Source organism: Desulfotomaculum sp. OF05-3, from assembly GCF_003435535.1.
Lineage (GTDB): Bacteria > Bacillota > Clostridia > Lachnospirales > Lachnospiraceae > Pilosibacter > Pilosibacter fragilis.
In genome coordinates, this window is record NZ_QWGO01000037.1 from 416 (window position 1) to 26,240 (window position 25,825).

28 protein-coding genes and 7 pseudogenes are annotated in these 25,825 nt (G+C 47.0%); 18 read left to right on the forward strand and 17 right to left on the reverse strand.

The window, feature by feature from the left end; translation table 11 throughout:
* The coding region (locus DXA87_RS14985; RefSeq protein ID WP_242998115.1) for a tyrosine-type recombinase/integrase at window positions 1-1,159 on the forward strand (1,159 nt) is incomplete at its 5' end.
* A 632-nt stretch (window positions 1,160-1,791) separates the two neighbouring features.
* Here the strand turns inward: DXA87_RS14985 and DXA87_RS14995 are convergent.
* Window positions 1,792-2,943, reverse strand: coding sequence for a HAMP domain-containing sensor histidine kinase (locus DXA87_RS14995; protein WP_117505171.1), 1,152 nt, complete (start codon window positions 2,941-2,943; stop codon window positions 1,792-1,794).
* Window positions 2,940-3,617: a response regulator transcription factor gene (locus tag DXA87_RS15000; protein WP_117505173.1), complete on the reverse strand. Its 678-nt coding sequence runs from the start codon at window positions 3,615-3,617 to the stop codon at window positions 2,940-2,942. The genes DXA87_RS14995 and DXA87_RS15000 overlap by 4 nt, the downstream gene beginning before the upstream one ends.
* A 147-nt stretch (window positions 3,618-3,764) precedes the next feature.
* On the opposite strand from DXA87_RS15000, the gene DXA87_RS18205 reads away from it, so the two are divergent.
* Genes DXA87_RS18205 through msrB form a run of 4 tightly spaced genes read left to right on the forward strand, consistent with a single transcriptional unit; the run spans window position 3,765 to window position 6,917 of the window.
* Window positions 3,765-3,911 carry a CD1871A family CXXC motif-containing protein gene (locus DXA87_RS18205; RefSeq protein ID WP_199537941.1) on the forward strand — a complete coding sequence of 49 codons (147 nt, stop codon included), beginning with the start codon at window positions 3,765-3,767 and terminating at the stop codon, window positions 3,909-3,911.
* Between the two features lie 25 nt (window positions 3,912-3,936).
* Entirely contained in the window at window positions 3,937-4,812 is an 876-nt protein-coding gene (locus DXA87_RS15005; RefSeq protein WP_182428215.1) for a 4Fe-4S binding protein, read from the forward strand.
* Window positions 4,809-5,768, forward strand: coding sequence for a TlpA disulfide reductase family protein (locus DXA87_RS15010; protein WP_117505177.1), 960 nt, complete (start codon window positions 4,809-4,811; stop codon window positions 5,766-5,768). Before DXA87_RS15005 ends, DXA87_RS15010 begins: the two co-directional genes overlap by 4 nt.
* 36 nt (window positions 5,769-5,804) lie before the next feature.
* Entirely contained in the window at window positions 5,805-6,917 is a 1,113-nt protein-coding gene (gene msrB / locus DXA87_RS15015) for a peptide-methionine (R)-S-oxide reductase MsrB (RefSeq protein WP_117505179.1), read from the forward strand.
* A 171-nt stretch (window positions 6,918-7,088) separates the two neighbouring features.
* Here msrB and DXA87_RS15020 read toward each other — a convergent pair whose 3' ends face one another.
* The 3 genes from DXA87_RS15020 to DXA87_RS15030 are packed head-to-tail and all read right to left on the reverse strand — an operon-like array spanning window position 7,089 to window position 9,215.
* Window positions 7,089-8,006: a radical SAM mobile pair protein B gene (locus DXA87_RS15020; protein WP_117505181.1), complete on the reverse strand. Its 918-nt coding sequence runs from the start codon at window positions 8,004-8,006 to the stop codon at window positions 7,089-7,091.
* Window positions 7,994-8,683, reverse strand: coding sequence for a radical SAM mobile pair protein A (locus DXA87_RS15025; protein WP_117505183.1), 690 nt, complete (start codon window positions 8,681-8,683; stop codon window positions 7,994-7,996). The genes DXA87_RS15020 and DXA87_RS15025 overlap by 13 nt, the downstream gene beginning before the upstream one ends.
* Before the next feature lie 28 nt (window positions 8,684-8,711).
* Window positions 8,712-9,215: a flavin reductase family protein gene (locus DXA87_RS15030; RefSeq protein ID WP_117484735.1), complete on the reverse strand. Its 504-nt coding sequence runs from the start codon at window positions 9,213-9,215 to the stop codon at window positions 8,712-8,714.
* A 154-nt stretch (window positions 9,216-9,369) separates the two neighbouring features.
* Here DXA87_RS15030 and DXA87_RS15035 point away from each other — a divergent pair, with 154 nt between their 5' ends.
* Window positions 9,370-9,723 (forward strand): helix-turn-helix domain-containing protein, encoded by a 354-nt coding sequence (locus DXA87_RS15035; protein WP_117505185.1) that lies wholly within the window; start codon window positions 9,370-9,372, stop codon window positions 9,721-9,723.
* An 85-nt stretch (window positions 9,724-9,808) separates the two neighbouring features.
* Here the strand turns inward: DXA87_RS15035 and DXA87_RS15040 are convergent.
* The 4 genes and pseudogenes from DXA87_RS15040 to DXA87_RS15055 all read right to left on the reverse strand — a co-directional run.
* A pseudogene (locus DXA87_RS15040) lies at window positions 9,809-9,916 on the reverse strand (DNA-3-methyladenine glycosylase I); the annotation flags it as partial.
* Complete coding sequence (locus DXA87_RS15045; protein ID WP_117505187.1) at window positions 9,907-10,743, reverse strand: NAD-dependent protein deacetylase, SIR2 family; 837 nt, start codon at window positions 10,741-10,743, stop codon at window positions 9,907-9,909. The gene DXA87_RS15045 and the pseudogene DXA87_RS15040, both read right to left, overlap by 10 nt.
* A gap of 16 nt (window positions 10,744-10,759) precedes the next feature.
* Complete coding sequence (locus tag DXA87_RS15050; protein ID WP_117505189.1) at window positions 10,760-11,641, reverse strand: NAD-dependent protein deacetylase, SIR2 family; 882 nt, start codon at window positions 11,639-11,641, stop codon at window positions 10,760-10,762.
* The gene (locus DXA87_RS15055) at window positions 11,638-12,618 is read right to left on the reverse strand and encodes an NAD-dependent protein deacetylase (protein ID WP_199537942.1); all 981 of its coding nucleotides are present in this window, start codon (window positions 12,616-12,618) and stop codon (window positions 11,638-11,640) included. Before DXA87_RS15055 ends, DXA87_RS15050 begins: the two co-directional genes overlap by 4 nt.
* 126 nt (window positions 12,619-12,744) lie before the next feature.
* Between DXA87_RS15055 and DXA87_RS15060 the strand changes: the two genes are divergently transcribed.
* The 7 genes and pseudogenes from DXA87_RS15060 to DXA87_RS15085 all read left to right on the forward strand — a co-directional run bounded on the left by DXA87_RS15060 (window position 12,745) and on the right by DXA87_RS15085 (window position 17,364).
* Complete coding sequence (locus DXA87_RS15060; RefSeq protein WP_117505192.1) at window positions 12,745-13,188, forward strand: Rrf2 family transcriptional regulator; 444 nt, start codon at window positions 12,745-12,747, stop codon at window positions 13,186-13,188.
* A 145-nt stretch (window positions 13,189-13,333) separates the two neighbouring features.
* Window positions 13,334-13,441, forward strand: a pseudogene (locus tag DXA87_RS18655) (heavy metal-associated domain-containing protein); the annotation flags it as partial.
* 9 nt (window positions 13,442-13,450) lie between these two features.
* Window positions 13,451-13,585 (forward strand): annotated as a pseudogene (locus DXA87_RS18525) (XRE family transcriptional regulator); the annotation flags it as partial.
* Entirely contained in the window at window positions 13,575-14,285 is a 711-nt protein-coding gene (locus tag DXA87_RS15070; RefSeq protein WP_348982243.1) for a 4Fe-4S binding protein, read from the forward strand. The pseudogene DXA87_RS18525 and the gene DXA87_RS15070, both read left to right, overlap by 11 nt.
* Complete coding sequence (locus DXA87_RS18760) at window positions 14,218-14,406, forward strand: 4Fe-4S binding protein (protein WP_348982244.1); 189 nt, start codon at window positions 14,218-14,220, stop codon at window positions 14,404-14,406. Before DXA87_RS15070 ends, DXA87_RS18760 begins: the two co-directional genes overlap by 68 nt.
* A gap of 358 nt (window positions 14,407-14,764) precedes the next feature.
* Window positions 14,765-15,976 carry a hypothetical protein gene (locus DXA87_RS15080; protein WP_158553086.1) on the forward strand — a complete coding sequence of 404 codons (1,212 nt, stop codon included), beginning with the start codon at window positions 14,765-14,767 and terminating at the stop codon, window positions 15,974-15,976.
* Between the two features lie 83 nt (window positions 15,977-16,059).
* Complete coding sequence (locus DXA87_RS15085; protein ID WP_021903933.1) at window positions 16,060-17,364, forward strand: Na+/H+ antiporter NhaC family protein; 1,305 nt, start codon at window positions 16,060-16,062, stop codon at window positions 17,362-17,364.
* Window positions 17,365-17,530: 166 nt separating this feature from the next.
* On the opposite strand, the pseudogene DXA87_RS15090 reads toward DXA87_RS15085, so the two are convergent.
* From DXA87_RS15090 to DXA87_RS15125, 8 genes and pseudogenes are all read right to left on the reverse strand, one after another.
* Window positions 17,531-17,742: pseudogene (locus DXA87_RS15090) on the reverse strand (hypothetical protein); the annotation flags it as partial.
* 242 nt (window positions 17,743-17,984) lie between these two features.
* A complete protein-coding gene (locus DXA87_RS15095) occupies window positions 17,985-18,215 on the reverse strand; it encodes a hypothetical protein (protein WP_117470986.1) in 231 nt (76 codons plus the stop codon).
* Window positions 18,212-18,727: a hypothetical protein gene (locus tag DXA87_RS15100; RefSeq protein WP_117470987.1), complete on the reverse strand. Its 516-nt coding sequence runs from the start codon at window positions 18,725-18,727 to the stop codon at window positions 18,212-18,214. Before DXA87_RS15100 ends, DXA87_RS15095 begins: the two co-directional genes overlap by 4 nt.
* Window positions 18,717-19,070 (reverse strand): PadR family transcriptional regulator, encoded by a 354-nt coding sequence (locus tag DXA87_RS15105; RefSeq protein WP_117470988.1) that lies wholly within the window; start codon window positions 19,068-19,070, stop codon window positions 18,717-18,719. The genes DXA87_RS15100 and DXA87_RS15105 overlap by 11 nt, the downstream gene beginning before the upstream one ends.
* A 286-nt stretch (window positions 19,071-19,356) precedes the next feature.
* Window positions 19,357-19,440: pseudogene (locus tag DXA87_RS15110) on the reverse strand (Maff2 family mobile element protein); the annotation flags it as partial.
* Between the two features lie 218 nt (window positions 19,441-19,658).
* Window positions 19,659-19,904, reverse strand: a pseudogene (locus DXA87_RS15115) (type IV secretory system conjugative DNA transfer family protein); the annotation flags it as partial.
* Between the two features lie 334 nt (window positions 19,905-20,238).
* Window positions 20,239-21,534 carry a tyrosine-type recombinase/integrase gene (locus DXA87_RS15120; protein ID WP_008369919.1) on the reverse strand — a complete coding sequence of 432 codons (1,296 nt, stop codon included), beginning with the start codon at window positions 21,532-21,534 and terminating at the stop codon, window positions 20,239-20,241.
* Window positions 21,535-21,620: 86 nt separating this feature from the next.
* Window positions 21,621-22,250 (reverse strand): helix-turn-helix transcriptional regulator, encoded by a 630-nt coding sequence (locus DXA87_RS15125; protein WP_008369918.1) that lies wholly within the window; start codon window positions 22,248-22,250, stop codon window positions 21,621-21,623.
* Window positions 22,251-22,421: 171 nt separating this feature from the next.
* Between DXA87_RS15125 and DXA87_RS15130 the strand changes: the two genes are divergently transcribed.
* From DXA87_RS15130 to DXA87_RS15150, 5 genes and pseudogenes are all read left to right on the forward strand, one after another.
* Complete coding sequence (locus DXA87_RS15130) at window positions 22,422-22,652, forward strand: helix-turn-helix domain-containing protein (protein WP_004843519.1); 231 nt, start codon at window positions 22,422-22,424, stop codon at window positions 22,650-22,652.
* Window positions 22,653-22,792: 140 nt separating this feature from the next.
* Window positions 22,793-23,107: a relaxasome subunit MobC gene (locus DXA87_RS15135; protein ID WP_072522126.1), complete on the forward strand. Its 315-nt coding sequence runs from the start codon at window positions 22,793-22,795 to the stop codon at window positions 23,105-23,107.
* A pseudogene (locus tag DXA87_RS18765) lies at window positions 23,107-23,465 on the forward strand (hypothetical protein). The gene DXA87_RS15135 and the pseudogene DXA87_RS18765 overlap by 1 nt, the downstream one beginning before the upstream one ends.
* On the forward strand, window positions 23,435-25,156 hold the full coding sequence (locus DXA87_RS15145) for a MobA/MobL family protein (protein WP_026076987.1): 1,722 nt from the start codon (window positions 23,435-23,437) through the stop codon (window positions 25,154-25,156). Before DXA87_RS18765 ends, DXA87_RS15145 begins: the two are co-directional and overlap by 31 nt.
* On the forward strand, window positions 25,134-25,796 hold the full coding sequence (locus DXA87_RS15150; protein WP_117505196.1) for a DUF6040 family protein: 663 nt from the start codon (window positions 25,134-25,136) through the stop codon (window positions 25,794-25,796). Before DXA87_RS15145 ends, DXA87_RS15150 begins: the two co-directional genes overlap by 23 nt.
* Window positions 25,797-25,825 lie beyond the last annotated feature (29 nt).

Sequence of the window (25,825 nt, forward strand, 5' to 3'; positions counted from 1 at the left end):
AGCACTGGAAGATTATGAAAATAAGAAGTTTGTCGCAAGGGCAGAAAGCCTTACGGTAGGAGAACTTCTGGATATGTGGGCGGAAGAAGAACTGAAAGCCGGAACACTCAGCAATGGCACAGTGGAAAATTATCTTGGTGCAATCCGATGTATCAAAAAACACCCGATTGCAGACCGAAAGTTAAAAACAGTTACCGCTGAACATTTACAGAGTTTTCTCGACCTGCTTACATTCGGTGGCGAGTTTCCGGATGGAAAAGTGCGAAAAGGATATAGCAAAGATTATATCCATTCTTTTTCCGCAGTGTTACAGCAGTCATTCCGTTTTGCAGTATTTCCAAAACAGTTAATCAGTTTCAATCCAATGCAATATATCAAGCTGAAACGACAGGCAGAGGAAGTTGACCTCTTTTCTGATGATGAGGTAGAAGAAGGTACACAGCCGATTTCACATGAGGATTACGAGCGGCTTATCAAGTATCTGGAAAAGAAAAATCCACCTGCGATTCTGCCGATTCAGATCGCATATTATGCAGGACTTCGTATCGGGGAAACCTGTGGTCTTACATGGCAGGACATCAACTTTGAAGAACAATGCCTGACCATAAAACGCAGTATCCGTTATGACGGAACGAAGCATAAAAATGTGATTGGAACAACCAAGCGAAAGAAAGTAAGGATTGTTGATTTTGGAGATACACTGACTGAAATATTGAAAGCAGCAAGACGGGAACAACTGAAAAGCCGGATGCAGTACGGGGAACTTTACCACCGCAACTACTACAAAGAGGTGCATGTAAAAAACAGGGTGTATTATGAATACTATCACCTTGACGGAACGCAGGAAGTCCCGGCAGATTATAAAGAAATATCCTTTGTCTGCCTCAGACCGGATGGTAGTCTGGAACTGCCGAGTACACTCGGCATTGTATGCAGGTCAGTGTCAAAGAAGCTGGAAGGATTTGAAGATTTTCACTTTCACCAGTTACGGCACACCTACACCAGCAACCTGCTCTCGAATGGGGCGGCTCCGAAAGATGTACAGGAACTGTTAGGACATTCTGACGTAAGTACCACAATGAATATTTACGCTCACTCAACAAGAAAAGCAAAACGGGATTCCGCAAGACTTCTTGATAAAGTAGCGAGCAATGCTTAAATACAGAGAACTTGCCACTGGCAACTTCTCTTGCATACTTTGGCATAAAATTTCCCTTATTTCCCTTGCGGATTCCTCACAAGGGCAAAAATAAGGGAAAATACATATCATTTCACTATCTAAGGGGCTGGAAAGCCTGTAAAATAAGGAAAGTTCAGGAAATCTCTCCACAAATTCCGATTTGCCTCGCTGTTCTTACCTCCTATTTTACCAGATATCACCTACAGATTCCATAGCTTCATAGCTCAAAATAGTTCATTCACAAACCATTTAGCTATGTAAAAGGGACGGCTTCTCAGCCGCCCCACAAGTCAACACTGCCTTAATCAGACAGGTTCATCGTCCGATTCTGCTTCGTAGTCCTCGTTGACATCCACTTCTTCGTCCTCGTCACCAGCATCCTCCGGCAGCTGGAGTGCCTCTTCATGTAATTCAGCGTAATAATCTGTGGCGATTCTTCCATCCGCTCAGAGAAAAAACGGTCACGAGGGACGAAGCTCGCTGATTCCTGTGTAGAGCCGGAAAAAACGCATTATATCACAACACCGACCTCAAAAACAGGCTGACCGCCCCATACGGAGAGGAACGCCGCAGGGCGGCAAGCGAAGCGGCGAAAAACGAATAAAAGGGTTTTAGGGCTTCGTTGATTGTTGCGTTGGCAACTCCACCGCAATGGTAGTGCCCTTCTCCGAACTTTTCTCCACCCAAACGGAGCCGCCGTGGAGGTCGGCGATCTCCCATACCAGTGAGAGCCCCAGTCCTGCGCCACCGTATTCCCGGCTGCGAGACTTGTCCACCCGGAAGAAGGGCTGGAAGATACTGCGCTGATACACCTCCGGGATGCCGCAGCCGGTGTCGGAGACGCAGAGCAGGAGCTTTTCCAACTCCTGAGTGACAGAAACCCGTACCGAGCCGCCCGGCCGGTTGTACTTGACAGCATTCTCCGTCAGGTTGAAGATCAGCCGGTAAATCAGTGCATCGCTGCCGGTCATAATGCCGTCGCCCTCCGCCGTCAGCGTGACGCCGAGCTTATCTGAGAGCGGCGCAAGATCTGTGAAGATCTCCTCGATCATGGGAGCGAGCTGGATCCGCTCGTTCCGCTCCACCTGCCGCAGATTGCTCATCTCCAGCAGTGTCCTGGTCAACTGTATCAGCCGTTCCGTCTGCTCACGCAAAAGCGTGAGGAACTCCGCCGTCTCCGGTCGCACATCAGGATGCTCCGCGGAAAACAGCTCCAACTGCGCCTGCATTAGTGCCAGTGGCGTGCGCAGCTCGTGAGCGGCGTTTCCGGTGAACTGCCGCTGGGCGGAAAAGGCGTTGTTCAGCCGCTCCAGCATCTGGTTGAACGAGCGGCTCAGCTGCCGGAACTCCGAAATAGCGTCTTCATCGATCCTCATATCAGCAAGATTGTTCAGCTGCACCTGCTCCACCTGCGAGGTAAAGCTGCGCAGGGGCTTGAGAGCGCGTCCGCTGACGAAATAGGCGAGGATGCCGCTGAGCAGCGTTACCGCCGCCGTGATGTACCAGTTGGTGGTGCGGAAGCGCCCCTGCACCCCATCAACGACGATGGTCAACTCCTCGTTGGGCGCTATGAGCTGCGGGTCAAAGCTCGCCGCTCCGCCATCATTCAGGATCACCGTGCCGCCGCCTTGTAAGCTGTCCGCAATGGTGTCCATATAGTACACACCGGAGGTGCACAGCAGCAAATTCATGGCCACGCAGGTGATGCCGATGAGCAGGACGGTCATCAGCGTGATGCGCCACTGCAAAGAAAGACGCTTCATGCTTCCTCGCCTCCCATCAGATAGCCCTCGCCGATGCGGTTGCGGATGGGGTCATAGCCCAGCACGGCGCGGAGCTTTTTGCGCAGGGCGGAGATGTGGACGCGAATGGAATTGCTGAAGCTGTCCACGCTGTTGTCCCAAACGTGATCCATCAGCTCCTCCTGACTTACTGGCCTTCCTTGATGCACCATCAGGTATTCCAGGATTCCCGTTTCCTTCCGGGCGAGCGTCAGCATCTGCCCGTTGACGGCGGCGGTACGGGAGCGGGTGTCAAAGGTCAGGCCTCCGCAGCTTAGCAGCACATCCTGCTGGGTGAACTGCCGCAATGTCAGGCTGCGGATGCGGGCCTCCAGCTCGGCGAGGTGAAAGGGCTTTGCGAGATAGTCGTTCGCCCCGGCATCCAGCCCCTGCACCTTGTCCTCCACTTCGCTGCGGGCGGAGAGGATCAGCACCCGCGTCTCCCGGTCGGTCTGCCGCAGGGTGCGCAGCACCGTCATGCCGTCCTTTTTCGGCAGATTCAGATCAAGAAGCACCAGATCGTATCGTTCCACGCCCAGAAGCGCCAGCGCCTTTTCGCCGTCATAGCAGTAGTCCACGCTGTAGGCCAGCCGCCGCAGGCTGCGAACGATGGTCTCGCACAGGGCGCGTTCATCTTCAATTACTAAAAGGTGCATAAGAGCCCTCCTTTTTATTTCTTCATTTTTGTGTTGCTTTCATTATAGCAAAAACAGATAAGGTTTGCGTTAAGTTTTCGTTCTTAACATAGACTTTAACTCTCCTGCGCTATGATGGGGGCAGAAAATCGGAAAGGGTGATGAAAAATGAGCTGTAGGAAAAAGGCAGCGGCGCAGATCGTGCTGCTGATGGCCGGAGCCGCCATGCTGTGCTTCGGTGTCTGGCGGGACGAGGCGGCGACAGTGCTGAGCAAAGCAATCAAATTATGTCTGGAGTGTGTGGGAATTGGGTAAAAAGTTTTCAGGCGTTTCACAGACCATGTCCCGCTTCCGGGGCTGGATTCAGGCGGGGGCGACGCTGCTGACCAACCTGCACCTGCCGAACTTTCTCAAGGGCGGACTGTATCAGGGGGCGGGGAAGACCGTCTGCGTGCCGGGGCTGAACTGCTACTCCTGTCCGGCGGCGTCCGGGGCCTGCCCCATTGGGGCGTTTCAGGCGGTGGTGGGGTCTTCCAGGTTCAGCTTCTCCTACTATATCACAGGCTTTCTCATTCTGCTGGGCGTGCTGCTGGGGCGCTTTATCTGCGGCTTTCTATGCCCCTTCGGCTGGTTTCAGGAGCTGCTGCACAAAATCCCCACTAAGAAGCTTTCTACAAAGAGGCTGAAGCCGCTGACATACCTGAAATACGCTGTCCTGCTGGTGATGGTTTTCCTGCTACCGGCGTTCCTTGTGAACGATGTTGGCATGGGTGACCCGTTCTTCTGCAAATACCTCTGCCCCCAAGGCGTGCTGGAGGGAGCCATCCCGCTGTCCCTTGCCAATTCCGGCATCCGGGCAGCGCTGGGCAAGCTGTTTACATGGAAATTCAGCATCCTGCTGTCGGTGATTGCGCTGAGCGTACTGTTCTACCGACCGTTCTGCAAGTGGCTCTGCCCGCTGGGCGCGTTCTACGCGCTGTTCAACCGGGTGTCCCTCTTCCAGATGAAGGTGGATAAGAATAAGTGCGTTTCCTGCGGGAAATGCGCCAGAGCCTGCAAGATGGATGTGGATGTGACGAAAACGCCCAACCATACCGAGTGCATCCGCTGCGGAATGTGCATCCGCGCCTGTCCAACGAACGCCGTGTGCTTCCGCTACGGCTTCGGCAACGGGAAAGAAACAACAAAGAAAACAACAATGGAGGAATCAAAATGAACAGGAAGAGAATTTTTGCACTGGCTTTTGCCGTGCTGATGGTGCTGGCCCTGGCGGCCTGCGGCATGAAGAACAATGACAAGATGGGCGACATGAGCGGCAACGGCTCCGCCATGACTGGCGAGCCGAAAAACGCCGATGAGGCGCTCGCCCTGCACAAGGAGCTGCTGGAGCAGGAGAACGCGATCCTGTCGGAAAATTCCGAGCTGTGGGAAAAGGTCTTTACGGAGGCTGACAAGGGCATGGCCATGATCGAGGACGGGAAAAACTACGGCGACTTCCTGCTGGATACCGTCGAGGCTGCTAAAGAGCAGTTCACCGACAAGGAGTATGAGTGGCTGAAGGAGTCAGCCACGGAGATCAGCAATATTGAAAACAGGCTGACCGAGTTGGAAGATAAGTATCCCGAGATCATGCAGAAATCCATGGATGGCGCTATGAGTATGCCCGCGGGCAGCGACATGACCACGCCGCCTGATGACGGCAGCATGCAGAAGTTCCCCGTCTTTGAAGGCAAGGACCTGGATGGCAACACGGTGAAGAGCGACGAGCTGTTCTCCGCCAACGCCGTCACCGTGGTGAATTTCTGGTTCACCACCTGCAATCCCTGCGTAGGCGAGCTTTCCGAGCTGGATGCGCTGAACAAGGAACTGGCGGAGAAGGGCGGCTCCCTCATCGGCGTCAACACCTTCACGCTGGACGGCGACGAAACAGCAATTTCCGAGGCGAAGGATGTGCTTGCCAAGAAGGGCGCCACCTATCAGAATGTGTATTTTGACTCCGACGGTGAAGCGGGAAAGTTTACCTCCAACATCTTTGCCTATCCTACCACCTATGTGGTCGACCGCAGCGGCAATATCGTGGGTGAACCCATCGTAGGCGCCATCACGGAAAAGAAGCAGGCGGAAACGCTGCAAAAGCTCATCGACCAGGCTCTTGCCGCCGATATGAGCTGACAAACGAATTTATCTTCTCAGAAAGGAGGATACACCATGTATCGGAGAGTATTGCCGCTTCTGCTCACCGCGGTACTGCTGCTGAGCGGCTGCGCCGCCGGGCAGAAAAATATGCCGCAGAAAACGGACGAGAAGGAAATGACCGGACAGCCCTCTGATATGTCTGGTGAAGGAAGCATGTATATGGATACCACGGAAAATGTCATATATCTGGCGGGCGGCTGCTTCTGGGGCATGGAACAGCTGATGCAGTCCATCCCCGGCGTCATTGATGCCGAGAGCGGCTATGCCAACGGCACCTGCGAGGCGGATGCCGATTACAAGACCGTCTGCAAAGGGAACACCGGTTTCCGGGAGACCGTGCGGGTGGAGTATGACCCCGGACAGGTGAGTCTCGACGCCCTGCTGCTGGCCTACTTCTATGTGATCGACCCCACGGTGGAGAACCGGCAGGGCAACGACCGGGGCAGCCAGTATCAGACCGGTGTCTATTACACCAACGAAAGCGCGAAGGAAACGGTGGAGCGCATCGCGGAGATCGAGCGGGGACGCAGTGAAAAGTTCTTCGTGGAGATAGGTCCACTCAAGAACTATTACCCCGCCGAGGAGTACCACCAGAACTACCTCGAAAAGAACCCGAACGGCTACTGTCACATCCCTCGCGCGGAGATGGAGCTGTTTTCCCGGCTGCGCATCGATCCGGGCGACTATCAGAAGCCCGCGGCGGAATCCATCCGGGACAAGCTGACGGCGGAGCAGTACCGTGTTACGCAGGAGAGCGGCACAGAGCGCGCTTTCACAGGCGAGTTCTGGGATAAGTTTGAAAAGGGCATCTATGTGGATGTCGTCACCGGCGAGCCGCTCTTTTCCTCCACGGATAAATACGAGAGCGGCTGCGGCTGGCCGGCTTTCACAAAGCCCATTGAAGAGCCTGCCGTGGTGGAACTGGAGGACCTGAGCCACGGCATGCGCCGTACAGAGGTCAGAAGCCGTTCCGGAAATTCTCACCTTGGTCATGTGTTCACCGGCGATCCAGAGTCCCCCAATGGCGTGCGCTACTGCATCAACAGTGCGGCCCTGCGCTTTGTGCCTTACGCAAAGATGAAAGCAGAGGGTTACGGATATCTTCTGTATCTGTTCGAGGAATGAGTTCGCATAATACAATGATATAATAAGCAGCGTCCCAATCATTATGAACCGGGACGCTGTCGTTTATGCTCATGTCGGTTTAGTAAAGCGGACAGAAGCCTCCAAATGGGCTGAAAAAAAGGTTCTGACATTGAAGCACAGCTCCATGTCAGAACCCTTTTATTTCACAAATTATTTTTTGGGGTTGCGTCGCCCGGTGTTTTCCGAGCCACGCACTTCCTCATGGTAAAAGTAATCCACAATGACCGGGTGCCCAGGCTCTGCCCGACCGTAGGGCAGCTCGTTGTCCACGAAGGGACAGCTGTATTCTTTCGCCAGCCGTTCCGCTTGATCCTCCAAACCACGGAAGTAGCTTCTGTCTCTCTTGTTGTAGATAGCGTCGTACAGCGGAACCAAGTCAGGATATTTTTTACAAATATAGTCCATGATGTCTTTTTTGAATCCGCCTCGCAGGTTTAGATTTTCTAACCATATCAGGTCGCATTGGTTTCTGACCTGATGGAAGATAGCCTCAAAATCCGTGATACCGGGAAAAACCGGTGCGATAAAGCACACGGTGCGGATACCTGCGTCATAAACCTGCTTCATGGCATCCAGCCGCCGCTTGATGCTGACGGCATGGTCCATATCGTTTTTGAAATCCTCGTCCAGCGTATTGATCGACCAGGAAATCGTGACCTTTCCCAGTTCTTTCAGAAGGTCGATATCACGGATTACCAAGTCTGACTTGGTACAGATGAGAATTTCCGCCTCGCTGCCCCGAAGCTGCTCAAGAAGCTTTCGGGTGTTCTGAAACTGAGCCTCCTGGGGCAGATAGCCATCGGTCACAGAACCGATGACTATGCGCTGCCCTTTGTACTTTTGCGGATTTTTGATTGCCGGCCAATGCTTCACATCCAGGAATGTACCCCACGGTTCGGTGTGCCCGGTAAATCGCTTCATAAACGAGGCGTAGCAGTATTTGCAGCCATGGGTACAGCCCACATAAGGATTGACGGAATAGCCGCCCACCGGCAGGTTGGATTTTGTCATAATATTTTTGGTTTCTACATCCTGAATCAGAATGCTGCTATCTTTCACTTCCGCCATGTCTTCTGTTCCTCCAATACCCGGTAAAAAGCCGGGGGAAATTCTTGTACCATATGTGTTTCTCCCATGATAGGAAGTAGATCTTCCTTCATGAATACAGGGATGCCAAGCGCATGGGCCTGATGTGTCAGGTTCCACACCCATTCCGGTTTCGATATAGATTTGCCCTTCCTATATCCGGTCTCAGACCCAATGACGATCCACTCAATTCCGGTAAGATCCACCATACCAACATCATCAAACATAGGTTCAAAGGTCACATGATAGTGTCCGCCATGGATATGCTCCCGCAAAGTCCGGATACGGTTTTTCTCTTTACTGGAGGTAACAGTTACACCAAACCAAGCATTCTCTAAGGTAGTGGAAAACACAATATCCTCCGGTCGCTTGGTCAAAAACAGATATTGGTGCTGCGGATTTTCAGTCATCTTGGCAAATATCTGTTCCCGCCACTCTGGCTTCCAGTGGGAAAAATCGCTCATGCCGGTGAGCAGAAAATTCTGTGGGCGCTTTTTCTCCATCAGCCGCAGCTTATTGGGAAAAAACTCCGGCTTTTCAAAGTTATCGATCATGTGAAACCGGCGGACATTGTTTCTGGCATAGCAGTAGCTGCAACCAATAGTACAGCCGATCACCAGATTCATGTTCTGAATACAGTCTTTAATACAAACAGCCACCGCTAACGCCTCCTTTCCGTTTTGAGATTTAGCCTTCTACCGCAGGCGCAACTTTCCCGAAGCCGTTCCAGGCATACAGCCCCTTCTTGTCCTCATCGCCCAGGAACTTGTCCACCTGACAGATGTGCAGGATATGGTCGCCAACTTCCACCGACTGCTGCAGGGTGGCCACCATCGCCAGACGAGTATCCACCGGAATCTGGATGTCACTGCCCTCCACAGCCATCATCTCGATGTTGTTGGCGGCCACCTTGTCGGTCTTGGCACCGGTAGACGCTCCGCAGGCCATCACCGTCTGGGCAAGACTCTCGCCAGGAACGGTGACAATCACCTTTCCGGTCTCTCGTACCTGCTTACCGGTGTGGGACTGTTTTCCAGTGGCGAAGCCCACCATGGGTGGGTTGAAGGAGAGGTAAGACACAAAGCAAATGGGAGCCAGGTTCGTAGAACCGTCCTCCTTTTTAGAGCAGATCAGTGTCAGCGGATTGGGGGAGGTCAGAACAGTAGCCTCCATAATGTTCAGTTCTTTCATGTCATTCAGACCTTTCTAAGAAATTTCAGTCGTTGACTGCTCGGCCAACCAGTGATATATTTATTATACCTAATAGCAATTTTTGTTCAAGTACGCAAATTATTTGTACCTGGTATCAAAAAATATACTGCAAAAGACGAGGAAAGATCCAATCATGACTTATGAAGAATTCAAAGAAAAGGTTGGCAGTGTCATTCTAACCGATAATGGAAACTGCCCGGTCACGCCGGTGGTTCAAATGCTGCAGGGCAAATGGAAACTCCAAATTCTCTATGAACTATGCATCAAGTGTCCCATGCGGTTTGGGGAACTGAAAAAAGTTCTCAAGCCCATCACCAACACAGCTCTGACCAACGCCCTGAAGGAGCTGGAAGCAGATGAATTGATCCAGCGCATCCAATATAATGAAATGCCCCTACGGGTGGAATACTCCCTCACTGAGAAAGGACGGGATCTGTTGCCGGTCTTTTACGCCATTTCCCAATGGGGAATGAAATATATACCATGATTCTAACAATATTAATCTGCAAGATAATAGCCGGGAGGCATTGACAATTTGAGTCAACTTCCCGGCGTTTTATTTTCTGCATTTTCTACTGCTGCAAAGGATTCAGGAAGCAACCTGATTCATGAGAGTTGATAACTCCCACCGCCTGCAAATAGGCATAGATGATTACGGTCCCCACAAACTTCATGCCTCGCACGCCTCCCGGAGAGCAGGCAGCAGCTCATCCAGTCGCCCGTCCAGACCGAAGGACTTTTCTTTGATATTGTCCGTAATGTAGATCTCACCAAGATTGAGGGTCACATAAGTGGCGTTTGGCTCGCTGGCCACCAGGCGCATCATCGGGGCCTTGATCAGCTGATTGCGCCAGCCAATGCCCAGCTCCAAAACCACCAGTTTCTTCCCGTGGTAGATTTTCAGAAAGTTTTGGAACCGTGCCTGGGCAGCGGTATCCGGAATCATTCTCTGACCCGCACCCATGTGGATGTCCATGGGACCGCCGCACTTGGGACAGCGCGGCACCAATTCTGTAGGCACATGGCCGCCCTGTTCGGCAGCCGATAATTTTTCGGCCACCTCCAGACTAGGATAGAGGGTGTCGTGGCAGGGGCGGGCACACTGCATAGTAAACCAGTTGCCCTCAATCTCATAGATTTTCGTCGGATCGAAGCCACACAGTTCAAAGTGACCTTCTCCGTTTGATGTGACGACAAAGTAATCTTTTTCTCCCACAACGGCCTTCAAATCGTTCATCACCGGCGTAGGCTGGTACTGCCCGCAGTAATGATGGATGAGCCGGGCCCAGAAGGCCCATTTTTCCTCCTCGCTGGGCCATCCGGCCATCATGCCCTGCAAAATACACCCAAGGCCGTATTTCCGTTTAAAATCCCCAAACAGTCTTTCAAAGGCCGCATTGTCCGCAAACAAATGCAGTCCTTCGGTGATGGACAGTCCGTTACTGGCCCCGATCAAGATAGCGTCCGCTTCTCTGAATTTTTCCGCAATAGGGTTCCAATCAATCATATTCGTTCGCCCCTTTCTATTTTATGGTTGCTGCGATGGATCGCTCCTGCCGGAGGGCAGCTAGAGTTTCCGCCAAATCTCCTTGCAGATACAGGCTGCGTCCCCGCAGATGCTCTGGCCTATGAGATGACTCTTGATTAAGACATGCATAAAAGACGTTTTCGTTTTTGGCAGTAAGTTCCCAGAAGGGCAGTTTGATGATACTGGGCGTCATCTCACCCACGCCAAGTTCCAACAGCAGGACTTTTTTGTCGGACTGATCCATTATCCAGCGTCGCAGGAATCTATGGTAGCGGTGCAGACTATCCTGCCAGAAGGTTCCCTCCAGGAAGGTATCGTCTCGTACCCAGGGCACCAGCATCCGCCCGCAATCCGGGCAGCGGGGAACGTCCTCCTCCGGCAGGCGAACACCTGCCAAGTAACCAGTCAGTTCCTTCACTAGTTCGCGGTTTTCCCAAATATCATCCCGGCAGGGCTGGCTGCATTGGCAGTAGCTAAAGTCTCCCTGAAAGGCGCAAATTTGTTTCTGGGGAAATACTCGAAAAAACTGCTGATCCACATTGGTGGTCAGAACAAAAGCAGGTTTGTCCGCAACAAGCGCCTGCAGGTCCAGATAGGGCTGCCCCGTGGGGGCCTCCCACATGAAGCGGATATATTGACTGTAATATCCCCACTGTTCCCCATAGCTGGAAAAGCAATGGTAGAATCCAGCCAGTGGGGAGGTAAATCCATACTGTTCCCGAAAGGGAGCCAATGCCTCCGAAAGTGCCGGGGACCAATGGTAGTGGTCGTATCCAGCTGCGCTTGACAGGCCGGAGCCTCCTCCGATCACAACGGCATCTGCTTGATCAATACGCTCGGCAAGTTCCTGAAGCACCGCTTGGTTTCCAACCTTCATTGATCGTTATCTCCACTGCCCATGGTGTCCCGTGCATCCCGCAGCACTTGAGCAATGTCGGCCACAATGGTCATGCCCTTGTCCTCCAACTGCTTGGGCAGGAAGTCATACTTGTCGTTGACGCCGATATACCGGGCATGGGGGAAACTGAGGGTCAGGTTCCAGAAAGGCTCCTGGATAAACATGGGAGTCATTCGGCCAACGCCCAGTTCCAGAAACAGAATCTTACTGTCTTTGTGTTCCAGCACATAGCGAGAAATTTTTTCGTACTGTTCTTCGTATTTCTTTCCTTGCAGGAAATTTCCATATCCCCGCACCCAGGGGAATGCCTCACCGCCGCAGTGAGGGCACCGGGGAATGAGATCGATGGGAATCTTCGTGCCATCCCCCATAGCGGCCACCATATCAGCCACTGGCTTTACCGCATCCCAGGTGTCATCGGTGCAGCAGGCAGCACACTGGAAGAACCGGTGATCCCCCTGGATCTCTGCCACCTTCTCCTCCGGGTAGAGTTTGACAAACTGGGTATCCTGGTTGGTGGTGAGGATGAAGAAGTCCTTGCCTTTCAGCAAAGCGTCTAAATTCAGATAAGGATGACGCACAGGTGCGGTCTGGGTGGTGTGAAGGAATGTGGCGAGATACCCCCAATACTCTTCCCTTGTCTTCCAGGGATGCATCATCCCTGCAAAAGCACCTTTGAAGTGGTACTTCTCCGCAAAAGGCCGGAAGTATTTCCGGTAGGAGTCGTTGTCCTCGTAGTAAAAATCTCCGCCACCGGCAGCGGACAGACCGGAGGCCCCGCCCACTACCACACAGTCAGCTTCCTTTACCTCCTGTACCAAACGATGGATCTGTTCGCTATACGGCAGCGGCTTTTTGTCAGTCAGCTGATAAGGCGTACTGCCGGAAGCATAGATAGGATAGTGCCTGGAATAATTCATCTGGGTCTGCATGACCAAATCATCATAGAAGTTCATTGTCACCATTCCTTTCGAGTGGGTGTTATTTTTATTCTTACTTCAAATCATTTTAGCATCCTCTTGCGTTGCTGTCAATATGCTGTTATAATAAAAATAACATCAAAGAAAAAAGGAGATCAGTCCATGAAATATCCCACCCGCCTTAGCGATGCTGTTCATATTCTGGCTTTTATTGCTCTGTACCCAGACTGCGACCTGACCAGTAACAAGCTGGCAGAGAGCATTCAGACGAATCCTGCCTATGTGCGCCAGCTCATGTCCGCCCTGCGTAAAGGAGGGCTGCTGGTCAGTGTGAAGGGACATCCCCGACCCGCTCTGGCTCGTGATCCGGAGAAAATCACTCTGCTGGATGCCTATCGGGCAGTGGAGGGCAACAAGCCCCTGCTCCATCAGGACATCCACACCAATCCTGCCTGTGGCGTGGGTATAAATATCCAACTGGTGCTGCGGGATTTTTACTTGGACATTCAAAAAACAGCGGAACAAAGAATGCAAGAGATCACGCTGAAAGATGTGCTGGAACAATATCACATGAAGTTGGAAGGGATGCCCTTGCAGCGTTTATGACGGATCGACTTTCAGAAACGCTTCCATTTGGGACAAAAATTCTTCTGAACGGGAAATACAGAACCTCCTTGCGGGACTATACTGAGAACCGGAGAGACCTATATCCCGTATGGGTATTCCACTTTCCAGAGAAGGAGGTTTCAATATGCAGGAAAAGTACAATGTCACAGGCATGACTTGTGCGGCCTGCCAAGCTAGGGTACAAAAAAGCGTATCCAACCTGACCGGCGTGCAAGAGTGCAATGTCAATCTGTTAAAAAACAGTATAGACGATGTAACTGCTATGATTGCCGGACAGATTGGGCAGCTTCTTCCGATGGACGAGGAAACCATCAAGCAGTTTCAAACACTTGCAAAAAAGATGATGGAACAAGCGGAGGAATCAAATGATGATTAGAAAATATTTACCGCCGTTTGTTATGTGGCTCGTTTTTGAAGTGATTGCGGTGACATTATGGTTTGCGTTAGATAATATATTCTATCTTTTCAATTTCTCGTATATTGGCACTGCGATTGCTGTTGGATTGGTATTATATGGGAAGAAGAAAAAATATGCCCGGAATGTAGTACAATTTGCTGTTGGTCTGTATATGATTGTGTATCTGGGGTTTCTTTGTCGAGAAAATATGCAGATAGAGGGCTTCTGGTATTATCTTTTCCTCGGTGTATTTGAAGCCGCTACAATTCATTATGTTGTTGCAAAAATATTTGGTCCTTTGCTATTTGGGCGTGGGTGGTGTGGTTATGCTTGTTGGACAGCAATGGTTTTAGATTTGCTTCCGTTCAAGGAACCTTCCAGTCCACGCAAGCAATGGAGAATGATCCGCTATTTTGTTTTCGGAGCTTCTCTCGTATTTGTGAGTCTGCTCTTTATTCTTAAAGTCCCAAACAAAGAGGAAATTATATGGCGGAGCTTCATCATTGGAAATATTCTCTACTATGCCGTTGGAATTGCTATAGCCTACAAATGTAAAGATAACAGAGCTTTTTGCAAATATATTTGCCCAATTACAGTTTTTTTTGAAACCGATGAGTTATTTTTCGCTTTTTCGCATCAAAGTCGACAAGAAGAAATGTATTTCGTGCGGAAAGTGTGAAAAGATATGTCCAATGAATGTAGAAGTTCCATGCAATTCCCGAAATAAGAAAAACGCAACAGAATGTATTTTGTGCATGAAATGCGTGGAAGAATGTCCCCAAAATGCTTTGAAGCTATAACATAGCAAAGTCAGCCGAGCCAGTCAACGGTCAAGATGAACGGCGCAAAAATTGCGCCGCCGTTGACAGTACCACCCGCCTTTGCTGATGGGTAATCAAGGCGGGAAAGCCCTAAAATGGCTTCTCGATCATTTCAATTTTTGCGGTAGTGTGTCCACAAGTTCGGCGCAGGACGAGGGACGGGGGTTTTCATATACGCCCTGTTTGCTGACGAAACCAGCCCTGCGCTTGCGGCTCTACGCCACACAATCACAGCCCTGTTTTCCTGCTGCTTCAAATGTGCTTGTCCTTTCCTGTGGCAACCGCATTTTCGCAGCAACGCCGACAGGGCGTATCAAATGTGGGAACGGATGCCGCAGTGGATACTGTAACGACTGCTGCCGCAGACACTGCGGCAGGAACATGGGAGCTTGTGAGCATGACCTATAACGGTATGACTGTCGGCAAGGAGGATCTGGAAGAGATGGGAACTGCCATGACTCTGGATCTCCTGGAGGATGGTGTGCTGATGCTGGCAAATGCCGATACAGAGATGGTATTTGAACGGCCAGGAAGCGTAGCAGCTGTGACTGCACCGGATGAAGAAGAGGGTGAGCAAACAGCCTCCAGCACAGCAGCATCGGTAGAAGACAGATGGACAGTCGTTCCGCTGGCGTCTGCTCAGGAGCTGGTGCCTTATAGCTGTACAGAATTCAGTATGAATATTCCGGAAGGCTGGAGCGTGAAATCTTCTGCCATGTACACCGGTATGTTTCATGCAATTCATGTTTTTGATCCGGAGAATCCGGTAAATCAGATTTTCTTTATGCTAAAAATGGAACCATTATTTTCAGATGAAAATTCCCGGGCGATGATGGCGCTTTCCAGTGATTTGTTTGGAAAATGTCCCATTCTTACGAATGTATCGACACAGGGAGTCTTTGAAATATTCCCACAGTTTGCAGACGCAATGAATGCAACTGCTGACTATGCGGATATTCAGACACCGTACATTGCAGATTTTTCTGTGACAGAGAGCTTTGAAAGTACTCAGGGAATGAGCAGCGTTGCTATTTCCCCCTCCATTCTTCGGGCGGATTTTACACAGAATGGCACAACGGGAGAAGGAATGTTCACGGCGGATGTGGTTCCCTTTGCCATGGGCACGGGAATGGGATATTATTCTGTCTATAATCTGACAGTCCTCAGTGCAGAAAAGGGAAGCTTTCAGGACTGGCAGCCTACTTTGAATAAAGTTCTCAGCAGTCTTAATTATACGCCGGAGTTCCAGAGCTTTGCCATGTCCCAGAGCAATCAGGCGGCCTCTACCTCCCAGGCTCTCAGCCAGTCAGCCAGTGAGATGTCCGACAGCATCATGTCTTCCTGGGAAAACCGGAACCGGAGCCAGGATATCATGAGCCAGAAGCAGAGTGACGCTACCCTGGGTTACGAGCGCATCGTGGACACTGAAACTGGAAATATTTACAAAATTGACAACGGTTTCACCGACTGGTATGACGGCTCCCGTTACAAGTCCATCACTGATGATCAGTATACGGATTCGGTGGAAGCAGTGATTCACTGGAAGTAGGGTCATTGATTTTTTAAGGCATTTGCGGTATCATGGCATGGTATAGTTTGGGATAAATAAAAGGGGTAGAGAGGGATTAAGAAATGGAAAAAAGAAACGCAAAAGCCTTATTGCCTATCGCGGTGTTTGTGGTTTTATATCTGGGACTGGGGATTCTGTTTGAATATGGCCTGAATATCGAGATGGGATTTTACAAAATTCCTGTTGTGATTATATTTTTGCTTGCACTGCTTGTTGCATGTCTGCAAAACCGGAAATTAAGCCTGAATGATAAACTGAAAATAATGGGAGTTGGAATCAGCGATCCGAACATTATTACCATGATCATTATATTTATGCTGGCTGGAATTTTTGTGGGTGTTGTTGGAAGAACATCAGCAAACAGTGTGGCATATTTTATTCTGTCACTGATACCGCCTCAGTTCGCGGTTGTGGTGCTTTTTGTAGTAAGTTGTTTTGTATCACTTGCAATGGGGACTTCCGTAGGAACCATTACTTTAATTACCCCGATTGGAATAGCCGTGTCGCGAGCATCGGGGTTTGACCTGCCGCTTTGTATTGCGACAGTCATGGGTGGTGCAATGTTTGGGGATAATCTGTCCTTTATCTCTGATACGACAATTGCCGCGTGTAATGGACAGGGTTGTAAGATGACAGATAAATTTAAGGAAAATTTCTTCATTGCACTTCCGGCAGCAATTGTCAGTCTGGTGATTATTTACAATCTGTCTGTGAAAAATTACAGTGGCGGAGTTGTGCAGGAAGAATATCATCTGATACAGGCCATTCCTTATATACTGGTACTGGCGGGAGGCATTCTTGGCTTAAATGTGTTCCTGGTACTGATTACAGGAATCATAAGTGGCTCCATCATCATGATTGCGACAGGGATGATCGTGCCGACGGATTTGCTTGGAAATATGGGAGACGGGGCAGCAGGCATGTTTGAAACCAGCATGGTTGCCATTCTGGTAGCGTCTATCTGTGCACTGATCAAAGAATATGGTGGATTTGCTGCTCTGCTATATTGGATAAAAAAAGTGTTTAAAGGGAGAAAAGGCGGACTCCTTGGCATGGGTCTGTTGGTAGGTCTGATGGATATTGCAACGGCGAATAATACAGTCGCAATTGTTATGGCAAATCCAATTGCAAAAGAAATGTCAGGAAACTACGGAATCAGCAATAAGAAAGCAGCATCTATTCTGGATACATTTTCCTGTATCTTTCAGGGAATTCTTCCTTATGGAGCACAGATGCTGGTTGCCATCTCAGCGGCTTCCGGCCTGGGTGAGACAGTCAGTGCATTTGATATTCTGCCAAGGTTGTTTTACCCGTATATGTTGTTCATCAGTTCCCTTGTCTTTATTTCTTTTGAAAAAAATGCATAACTGGAAAAACAGATAGAAAAAGAAGGCGAAAGCAATATTCGGAGAATGTCATGCCCATGTAATCATGGACGGAATCAATTATAAAGCAGCAGTGGCACTTCATAAAGATGGTGTCTGCGAGGCAGCAGTCCGCGCCCATCTTAAGGAATGGAAAGACGCTGGAATAACCTTTGTGCGGGATTGAAATGGAGTTAGCAAAGGTCTCCTCCGATGCCGCAAGGTTCAAAAAAGACAGCTGGAAATGAATCGAGCTGTCAAAATAATTGAGGAAATCCACCAACCCTCAAAGATTGCCGTCTTATCTTCGTTTTGGGAAAGCTGATAGTTGATGTCCTGAAACTGGATGGTCTTTGTGTAGTGGCTGTCCGATACGCGGCAGGCTCAGATGGAGGGTTGCTGGTATAGCTATAAGTAATAGAATTTGACGCTACATAGGAATTATGGCTTTCTGTATTACTCGCCCATGTAGATACTCCTTCTGCTTTCGTCTGTAACTTTGATTTTTTGATTTTTATTTGTCCCACTGCCTCCATTGTTACAGTATATTGAGGCTCATCATTGCTATTAATCCCATCATAGTAGTAATTAAAAGTTGCAACGACAGGATCATCAATTCGAGCCTATTTAGCATTGACTTCTTTTACAGAACCATCTGCAGAAATACTTACCGTCCATGTATCCAGCAATATCCGATCATTGTTCGCCATACGAATATCAGCTGTATTTTTGTCATAAACACGAATTGTAGCCGTTTCAGAAGTATCAGCGTCACTTGCGAAACTCGATACACAATTTGCGCCTACCAGCAGACACACGGACATCAATAAACTCACTGCTCTTCTTAATTTCATAACATCTTCCTCCTTTTCCTTGGCACACCCTTTTTATTTTTAAGTAACGTGAATATCCGAACAATTCGTGATAACACAAAAATAAGTATAATTATTTGTATAATTAATCCACCAATCAATTCTTTTGCAGACCATTTGTATGCGATAAAAACAGCGGTACTTCCGTTGGCTCCACCTATTATAGTGGGAAGAATAAACTGAGGATAAATGATAACTATTGCTGAATATATGATAAGTGCAGAAATACCAAAAGCAATTATGGAATAAATAGTTAATTTTAAAATGTTTCCTTTTTTAAACTGTACATATTCATGTTCATAATTTGCTTCCAATTCTTCAACCAATTCTTGAGGAGTACCAATAGATGTTAGAACGGAATTTAGCTCCTCTCCATCATCTATCCTGCCGTAAATCTCTGACAATAATTCCGTTGTTATGCGTTTTTTCATTTTATGAGGTAGGTGCAACCCCTTATTAATTTCCTTAATGTAGCGTTTTAATTCATTCTTCATACTCATTATCCTCTAACAAAAAATCTTGTACTTTTGTAGAAAGTAAATTCCAAAACACTATTAGTTCTTTGAGTTCATCTTTTCCTTTCTGCGTTATAGAATAATATTTTTTGACCCTCATTTTATCATGTGGAATTTCCCATTCACTTATTACTAAACCATCTTCTTCTAGCTTATATAGAATCGGATACAATGTTCCTTCTTTAACTTTAAAAAAGCCTTTACTTTTTTGGGACATTTCCACTAATAGTTCGTATCCATACTTTTTTTCTTGTTGTAATAATTTAAGTATGAGAATTTTTAATATCCCTTTTTTTATTTGCTTAACATCGCTTTCTGTCAATTTCTATCTCCATAATATTTAGTATATCTAAATATATACCATAATAAGGCATTTCTGTCAAGGTATATCACATCAAAAGTCATAAATAACTATTCAGATAAATTTTCTACACTTTTTAAAGAAATTTTTATGTTGAAGCATAAAAACTGCTTCCCTTAGATGAATGTGACAATGCCACAGAACCATTTAAATACAGTACTGTGGCATCACAAGAATAAATTTAAACCTTGAATTTTTTTGAATTCTCTAATACTTACTAAATTTATTGTTACATTAAGTTCTTTTTGATGACACCCCAGATACCAAGACCAGCGCCCAGAGCGATAACGAGAGTCTGAAGAACGGTAATTGCCTGTTCAAAAAATGCCATATAGTTTGTTAGCCGGAATCTGATTAAAAAATAGGTTTGTCATGTTTCATAGGCATACAAAAGCCGGAACAATCTGCCGCCCGGTTTCCGGGGGCATGATTCCGGCTGTCCTCCTTTTTCATTATTTTTCTTGCGATTGTCCGCTTTGTACGCCAATGGCCTCAACTGAGGCAGTTGCGGCAAATAGATACGATCACTCCTTTCTCAGCGGAACCGTATTACACGCCCTCCGTGTCTACTTCATATACATCGCAGACCTCATCAGGCTTGAGTTTTAGTCTGGCAGACAAAAATGCTTCAATATCAAAGGTATTTCGCTTGTCTGCATCAGCTATGTATTTGAAATTAGGGTGTCTGGTAATGTCATACTTGTCTGAAAGAAACGGACGCACACCGCGCAACTGCAAGATGCACTTGCCGCCATCCATAACTGCCAGCTCGTCCTGGCTCATCAGCTCTTTGCCACAATGTCAAGTGATGAATTCAAAAAAGACAAGCACTATCCAAAGAAAAACTTCTTTTATGGTATCTGCCTATTTTGTTTTCGATAGTTTTAGCTGTGATACATTTAATTTAGGGTGCAAAAAAGCAGGAGACCTTTTCGGATCTCCTGCTTAGTAGAGCTGTGAATATTTAATTGTGGTTGGGTTGCCAGTTATGCAAACTGGAATTTATATAATTATTCCTCTAACTTTCCCCATTTTATAGGCTTTCCCGCCTGTCCATTAGTGAAATGATATGTAGTTTCCCTTATTTTTGCCCTTATGAGATAATTACAAGGGAAATAAGGGAATTTCTTTAATCATTGCCTACCACTTTATCAAGAAGCCTAACCGATTTTCGTTTAGCATCTCTTGTGGAGTGAGCATAGACATTCATTGTGGTACTGACATCTGAGTGTCCTAACAATTCCTGCACATCTTTTGGGGCTGCTCCATTTGCTAAAAGGTTGCTTGTATAGGTGTGACGTAACTGGTGGAAATGAAAGCCTTCAAATCCCTCTAATGTTTTTGCCACCTTTCTGCAAACAGTTCCCAAAGTAGTTGGAAGTTCCAGACAACCATCCGGTCTTAAACAGACGAAAGAAATTTCTTTATAATCTGCCGGGACTTCCTCTGTTCTGTCTAAGCAATAATATTCGTAGTACACTCTGTTTTTCTCTTTGACCTCTTTGTAGTAGTTCGTGTGATAAAGTTCTCCGTACTGCATTCGATTTTTTAACTGCTCTTTCCGGGTATTACGGAAAATCTCTACCAGCGTATCTCCAAAATCAACAATCCTCACTTTTTTCCGCTTGGTTGGTCCGATGATATATTTGCGCTTTGAACCATCATATCGGATGCTGCGTCTTATGGTAAGGCATTGTTCTTCCAGATTTACGTCCTGCCATGCCAAACCGCAGGCTTCTCCAATACGGAGTCCGGCATAATAGGCTATCTGGATTGGAAGTATTGCGGCTGGGTTCTTTTTTTGAAGATACGCAAGCAGTCTTTCATAATCTTCTCGTGAAATTGGTTGGATATTTCCGTCCATGTCCTCATCCGAAAACAAATCAACTTCGTCCGTCTGATACCGCAGTTTAATATACTGCATGGGATTGAACGTAATATACTGCTTTGGAAATACTGCAAAACGGAAGGACTGCTGCATGACTGCGGAAAAAGAATGGATGTAATCTTTGCTATACCCCTTTCTCTCTTTTCCATCGGGATGAACTCCCCCGAAGGAAAGCAAATCGAAGAAGGATTGCAAATGTTCAGAGGTTACATTTTTCAGTTTCCGTTCTGCCAATGGGTGTTTCTTAATATTTCGGATTGTTCCGAGGTAATTCTCCACCGTACCATTGCTGAGCGTACCTGTTTTTAATTCCTCCTCTGCCCACACATCCAGAAGTTGTCCGACTGTGAGATTTTCCGCTTTGGCAACAAATTTCTTTTTCTCATAATCATCCATTGCCTGACGGAGCAGCTTTTCAGTTCCACTTTTGCTTTCTGTTCCAACGCATTCTTTCTGAACAAGATTGCCGCTTGCGTCCTCTACATAGAAGCGGTAGTACCATTTCTTTCCTTTTTTTCTTACAGATCCTTTTGCCATAATCGTATGTCTCCTTTCGATATTAGACAATCGGAACTGATGAAATGCTTCGTGCGTGTAAGTATATCATAACTCCGGTTGTCTTACTATACCGATTCGGAATCTTCGTATAAGACTTCTGATAAAAGATTTGCAAGCCTTTGTTCTGCTGTTTTTTGTTTCTTGGAATAGAGCCTTACAATGTCTGCCATCTCATTAAAAGCATTGATGGTAGGAGTGATTTCCCTTAAGAACATAATCTCATTATATTCATCATTCGATTCAAACCCTATTGTTTTGGCAATATCCGTCTGACCAGCATTTCCCTTGAAGTTTTTGCAGGCGAACTGGAAGGAATCCAAAAACAGACCATATTGTTTTAACATCAGCAGTAATAAATCTTTTGAAAAAGCATCTTCTTCTTTGGTAAGGGCAAGCGGTAACTGTTCCAGAATATCTCCCATCGCATCACGAATCTGTAATTCTCTCTTATCCGTAATGTCGGTTTCATATTCATCTGTTTCCCCTTTGAGCCATTCCACGGATACATGGAGTGCTTCCGAAAGACCTTCCAGCACCATTTTTTTCGTATTGTCAATCGAACCATTCTCATAACGCAGGATTGTAGAAGCGGTAACACCCATCTTTTCTGCGACATAAGGCTGTGTCAGATTCAATTCCAGACGGCGCTGTTTTATTCTGCTGCCTATCAGCTTGCGTAGTTCTTTATCTTTCATGCTGACTGCCTCCTTTTTCGGTATGTATGAATTATAGCATTGTTTTTCTGAAATTGCAATATGCAATATAAAAATTATTTTTAATATTTCGTAACGCTTGACAAAAAGATTTGGAAAGGATATACTTACATCACAAGAATTGCATAATGCAATTTATAAGGAGGTGATTATATGACGCAAAGAAAAATTGCATTATCCATCGAAGAAGCTGCTGATTATACGGGAATCGGCAGAAATACCTTAAGACAGCTTGTAGAATGGAAGAAACTTCCAGTATTAAAGGTTGGTCGCAAAGTCCTGATTAAAACCGATATTCTGGAAATGTTTATGGAAGCGAATGAAGGTCGTGATTTGAGGGATAGAGGAAATGTAAAAGCCGTAACAAGAACTGCGGCAAATTAAAAAGGCGGCTTCCAAAGAAACCGCCAAAGGTTCTATCAGACCGAAGCCATGATATACCTACACGCAAGAAGATTATACCATGTGCTTCTTCTGATACGCAACCGAGAACTTATGTTTGCAAAAGAAAGGGGAATGTAATCATGGCAAAATCAACAAAAAGTTATGAAGAACGAATGCTTGAAATGGAAAAGAAGGAACAGGAAAGCCTTGAAAAGGCGAAAAGATATGCAACACAGAAGAAAGAACTTCTGAAACGAAAGAAAGCCGAAGAAAGTAAAAAACGAACCCATAGGCTCTGTCAGATTGGCGGTGCAGTGGAATCCGTTCTTGGTGCACCTATTGAGGAGGAAGACATCCCAAAGCTGATTGGTTTTCTGAAAAGGCAGGAAGCCAATGGGAAGTTTTTCTCAAAGGCAATGCAGAAAGAAGCCAATACCGATATGGAGGAAGTGTAATGGCGGAGGGGATGAGTTTTTCATTCCCTTCATTGCTTTTTCATGAAGGGCGCACTTATGGACAACCAGAGGTCGTCCCAATAAGTTTGCCACAAGTGGCAACCGGTCTGCGCTCACGCTTGCCGGGCTCGTTCCGTCGGCGGGGCTTTCAGCCAGACCTGCTCATGCCGCAGGAGGCACTCTTCGCCAGAGGGGCGCATTCCATGCAGACTGCTATGCGCAGGGCACTCTTACGCAGAGGGCGTTCCGGCAATGCTGCTTTTTCTAAAATTGAAAGCAATGTTGCCGGAAATCTATGCCGGATGTGCAGAAAGGAGGAATCCAGACATGGCGATTTTTCATTACACAATCAAAATAGTCGGACGAAGTAAAGGAAAATCTGTTATCTCCGCTTCTGCATATCTCAATGGGGATGTGATGAAAAACGAAGAAACCGGGAGTATCAGTTATTACACTTCTAAAAAAGAAGTGGTCTACACCAGTCTGATGATGTGCGAAAACGCACCTTCTGAATGGCAGATAGTACCAGAGGAAAATATAAAACGCTTTCAAAAGTCTGTCCGATACAAAAGGTCAGAAGATAAAGAAGCTGCTATAAAAAAATTTAAAATCACATTTCAAAAACAGAGGTTATGGAATGAGGTATTGAAGATTGAAAAAAGTGCGGATGCCCAACTTGGCAGGTCATTTGAATTTGCCCTTCCAAAAGAATGGAGCAGACAAGAACAGATTCAATATACAGCCGACTATATCCAAAAAACATTTGTGGATAAAGGAATGTGCGCTGATTGGAGTATCCACGACAAAGGGGATGGCAATCCTCATGTCCATCTGCTTCTGACTATGCGCCCTTTTAACCCGGATCATTCTTGGGGAAAGAAAGAAGTCAAGGATTGGGAATTTGTCAGAGATAAAAACGGAAATATCGTGATTGATGAATCCCATCCGAACTGGTGGCAGGATAAGAAAAACCCTGACCGTCATGGAATCCGTATCCCTGTATTAGACGAAAACGGAATCCAGAAGATTGGTGCAAGAAACCGCTTGCAATGGAAACGGGTGCTGACCGATGCTACTGGATGGAACAATCCAAAAAACTGTGAACTATGGCGGAGTGAATGGGCAAAGGTATGTAATGAACATCTGCCTTTGCAGAATCAGGTCGATCACCGTTCTTATGAAAAACAGGGAAAACTCCAGATTCCTACCATCCATGAAGGCGCTGACGCAAGAAAGATTGAACAAAAGTTTCTTGCCGGGCAGGAAATAAAAGGTTCGTGGAAAGTAGCGGAAAATCAAATCATAAAACAACAAAACACGTTATTGCAAAAGATACTGGACACCTTTGGGAAAGTATCGGGTGCATTATCATTATGGAAGGAGCGATTAAATGACATTAGAAGAAAGCCGGGAAATTATACCCTTAATGGAATCCATGATTGGGCAAATCGAAGAACAGCAGACCTTAATGGCAGAAATGATTCTGGAAATGCAGAACCGGGACACCCAACTCTCTCTTATGCAGGAACAGAATCAGAAATTGCAAAAATTAAACAGCGAGTTATCCGGGCTGCTCAACATTTTGCCAAATACCGAGGAACTGCTTTCCAAGATGGAAGAACAGAAAACGAAGATAGAACTTTTGGAAAACGAAAATCAGCAATGGCAGAAATTGGCACAGAAGCTGAACAGCGAAAACAGTTTATTACTGAAACAGAACACCGAATTGCTGAACTGGAACAGCAGATAGAGAAAGGACGTGATATAGATGAACGAATCCAGAGAATTAAAGAACGCCGAACAGTTGGAAGAGCTTCTGCTCCTGACCGAGGAGATACAAGAAGAACTGGAACAGAAAGACCAGCTTATCGTGGAACTGAAGACGCAGCTCAACGAATCTCTGATCTTGAACGAGAAATTAAACAAAGAGAACAGAGCCGGGAATATTCAAGCATTAAAGAACGACTTGAAGCTGGCAGACAGAGCATTGCGGAACGAGAAAGAGAAGCTGCGAAGCGCAAACGTCATGATCGGGGAATATCAAAATAAAATACGCTGTTTAACACAACAACGGGATTATGCCCGGACACATCAGAAAATCGTAGAGATACCGGTAGAAAAGCCGGTACTCTATGAAAAATGTGAATCCTGTGACCGGACAGCCTATCAGAATGAAAAAGCGAAATACGGAACACAAAAAGAGCGACTTGCCGGACAGTATAAAGCAAAAACGGTAATGTTCCAAACAACCTTGTTCCTTCTTGCATGGTATTCGCTGACAACCACTCTTTTTCAGGCAGTACAGTCCGATGTGTTCCTTTCCGATTGTAAATCATTCTTCCATGATGCAGCGTCATTCCTACAAACTTTTATCGGTTGGACAATTGATGCCGGGCAATCTGTGGCACAGATTAGCACAAAAATTCCAAATCCTTTTATAGCCGGAATGGTATATTGGTTATTTCTGATATTGGTTGTCGGAATATGTGTGGCAGGGACAGGGATACTGGCGATACTGATAGAAATAAAGGTTATAGAATTATATAAGAAAAACTGTTGGGATGTTATTACTCTACTGATGATACTGACAAGTACTGCTGTCATCATTTATTTTGGAGAAGCAATTAAAAAAGCACTTTCCGTAAATCTTCTATTGCTTTTCGTACTTTCTCAGGGAGTATATCTGTAAAGGTCAAATCCTTCGCCCCACGCCAAATA

Bases quoted from the DNA above. Each gene is read 5' to 3' on its own strand.
- DXA87_RS15020 (WP_117505181.1), bottom strand. From the start codon at position 8,006: ATGGCGGAAGTGAAAGATAGCAGCATTCTGATTCAGGATGTAGAAACC.
- DXA87_RS15100 (WP_117470987.1), bottom strand. From the start codon at position 18,727: ATGAAGAATGAATTAAAACGCTACATTAAGGAAATTAATAAGGGGTTG.
- DXA87_RS15060 (WP_117505192.1), top strand. From the start codon at position 12,745: ATGAAATATCCCACCCGCCTTAGCGATGCTGTTCATATTCTGGCTTTT.
- DXA87_RS15130 (WP_004843519.1), top strand. From the start codon at position 22,422: ATGACGCAAAGAAAAATTGCATTATCCATCGAAGAAGCTGCTGATTAT.
- DXA87_RS18760 (WP_348982244.1), top strand. From the start codon at position 14,218: ATGAGTTATTTTTCGCTTTTTCGCATCAAAGTCGACAAGAAGAAATGT.
- DXA87_RS15070 (WP_348982243.1), top strand. From the start codon at position 13,575: ATGATGATTAGAAAATATTTACCGCCGTTTGTTATGTGGCTCGTTTTT.
- DXA87_RS15085 (WP_021903933.1), top strand. From the start codon at position 16,060: ATGGAAAAAAGAAACGCAAAAGCCTTATTGCCTATCGCGGTGTTTGTG.
- DXA87_RS15150 (WP_117505196.1), top strand. From the start codon at position 25,134: ATGATCGGGGAATATCAAAATAAAATACGCTGTTTAACACAACAACGG.
- DXA87_RS15135 (WP_072522126.1), top strand. From the start codon at position 22,793: ATGGCAAAATCAACAAAAAGTTATGAAGAACGAATGCTTGAAATGGAA.
- DXA87_RS15125 (WP_008369918.1), bottom strand. From the start codon at position 22,250: ATGAAAGATAAAGAACTACGCAAGCTGATAGGCAGCAGAATAAAACAG.
- DXA87_RS15095 (WP_117470986.1), bottom strand. From the start codon at position 18,215: ATGAAATTAAGAAGAGCAGTGAGTTTATTGATGTCCGTGTGTCTGCTG.
- DXA87_RS15010 (WP_117505177.1), top strand. From the start codon at position 4,809: ATGAACAGGAAGAGAATTTTTGCACTGGCTTTTGCCGTGCTGATGGTG.
- DXA87_RS15055 (WP_199537942.1), bottom strand. From the start codon at position 12,618: ATGAACTTCTATGATGATTTGGTCATGCAGACCCAGATGAATTATTCC.
- DXA87_RS15145 (WP_026076987.1), top strand. From the start codon at position 23,435: ATGGCGATTTTTCATTACACAATCAAAATAGTCGGACGAAGTAAAGGA.
- DXA87_RS15005 (WP_182428215.1), top strand. From the start codon at position 3,937: ATGTCCCGCTTCCGGGGCTGGATTCAGGCGGGGGCGACGCTGCTGACC.
- DXA87_RS15030 (WP_117484735.1), bottom strand. From the start codon at position 9,215: ATGAAAGAACTGAACATTATGGAGGCTACTGTTCTGACCTCCCCCAAT.
- DXA87_RS15045 (WP_117505187.1), bottom strand. From the start codon at position 10,743: ATGATTGATTGGAACCCTATTGCGGAAAAATTCAGAGAAGCGGACGCT.
- DXA87_RS14995 (WP_117505171.1), bottom strand. From the start codon at position 2,943: ATGAAGCGTCTTTCTTTGCAGTGGCGCATCACGCTGATGACCGTCCTG.
- DXA87_RS15050 (WP_117505189.1), bottom strand. From the start codon at position 11,641: ATGAAGGTTGGAAACCAAGCGGTGCTTCAGGAACTTGCCGAGCGTATT.
- DXA87_RS15120 (WP_008369919.1), bottom strand. From the start codon at position 21,534: ATGGCAAAAGGATCTGTAAGAAAAAAAGGAAAGAAATGGTACTACCGC.
- DXA87_RS18205 (WP_199537941.1), top strand. From the start codon at position 3,765: ATGAGCTGTAGGAAAAAGGCAGCGGCGCAGATCGTGCTGCTGATGGCC.
- DXA87_RS15000 (WP_117505173.1), bottom strand. From the start codon at position 3,617: ATGCACCTTTTAGTAATTGAAGATGAACGCGCCCTGTGCGAGACCATC.
- msrB (WP_117505179.1), top strand. From the start codon at position 5,805: ATGTATCGGAGAGTATTGCCGCTTCTGCTCACCGCGGTACTGCTGCTG.
- DXA87_RS15035 (WP_117505185.1), top strand. From the start codon at position 9,370: ATGACTTATGAAGAATTCAAAGAAAAGGTTGGCAGTGTCATTCTAACC.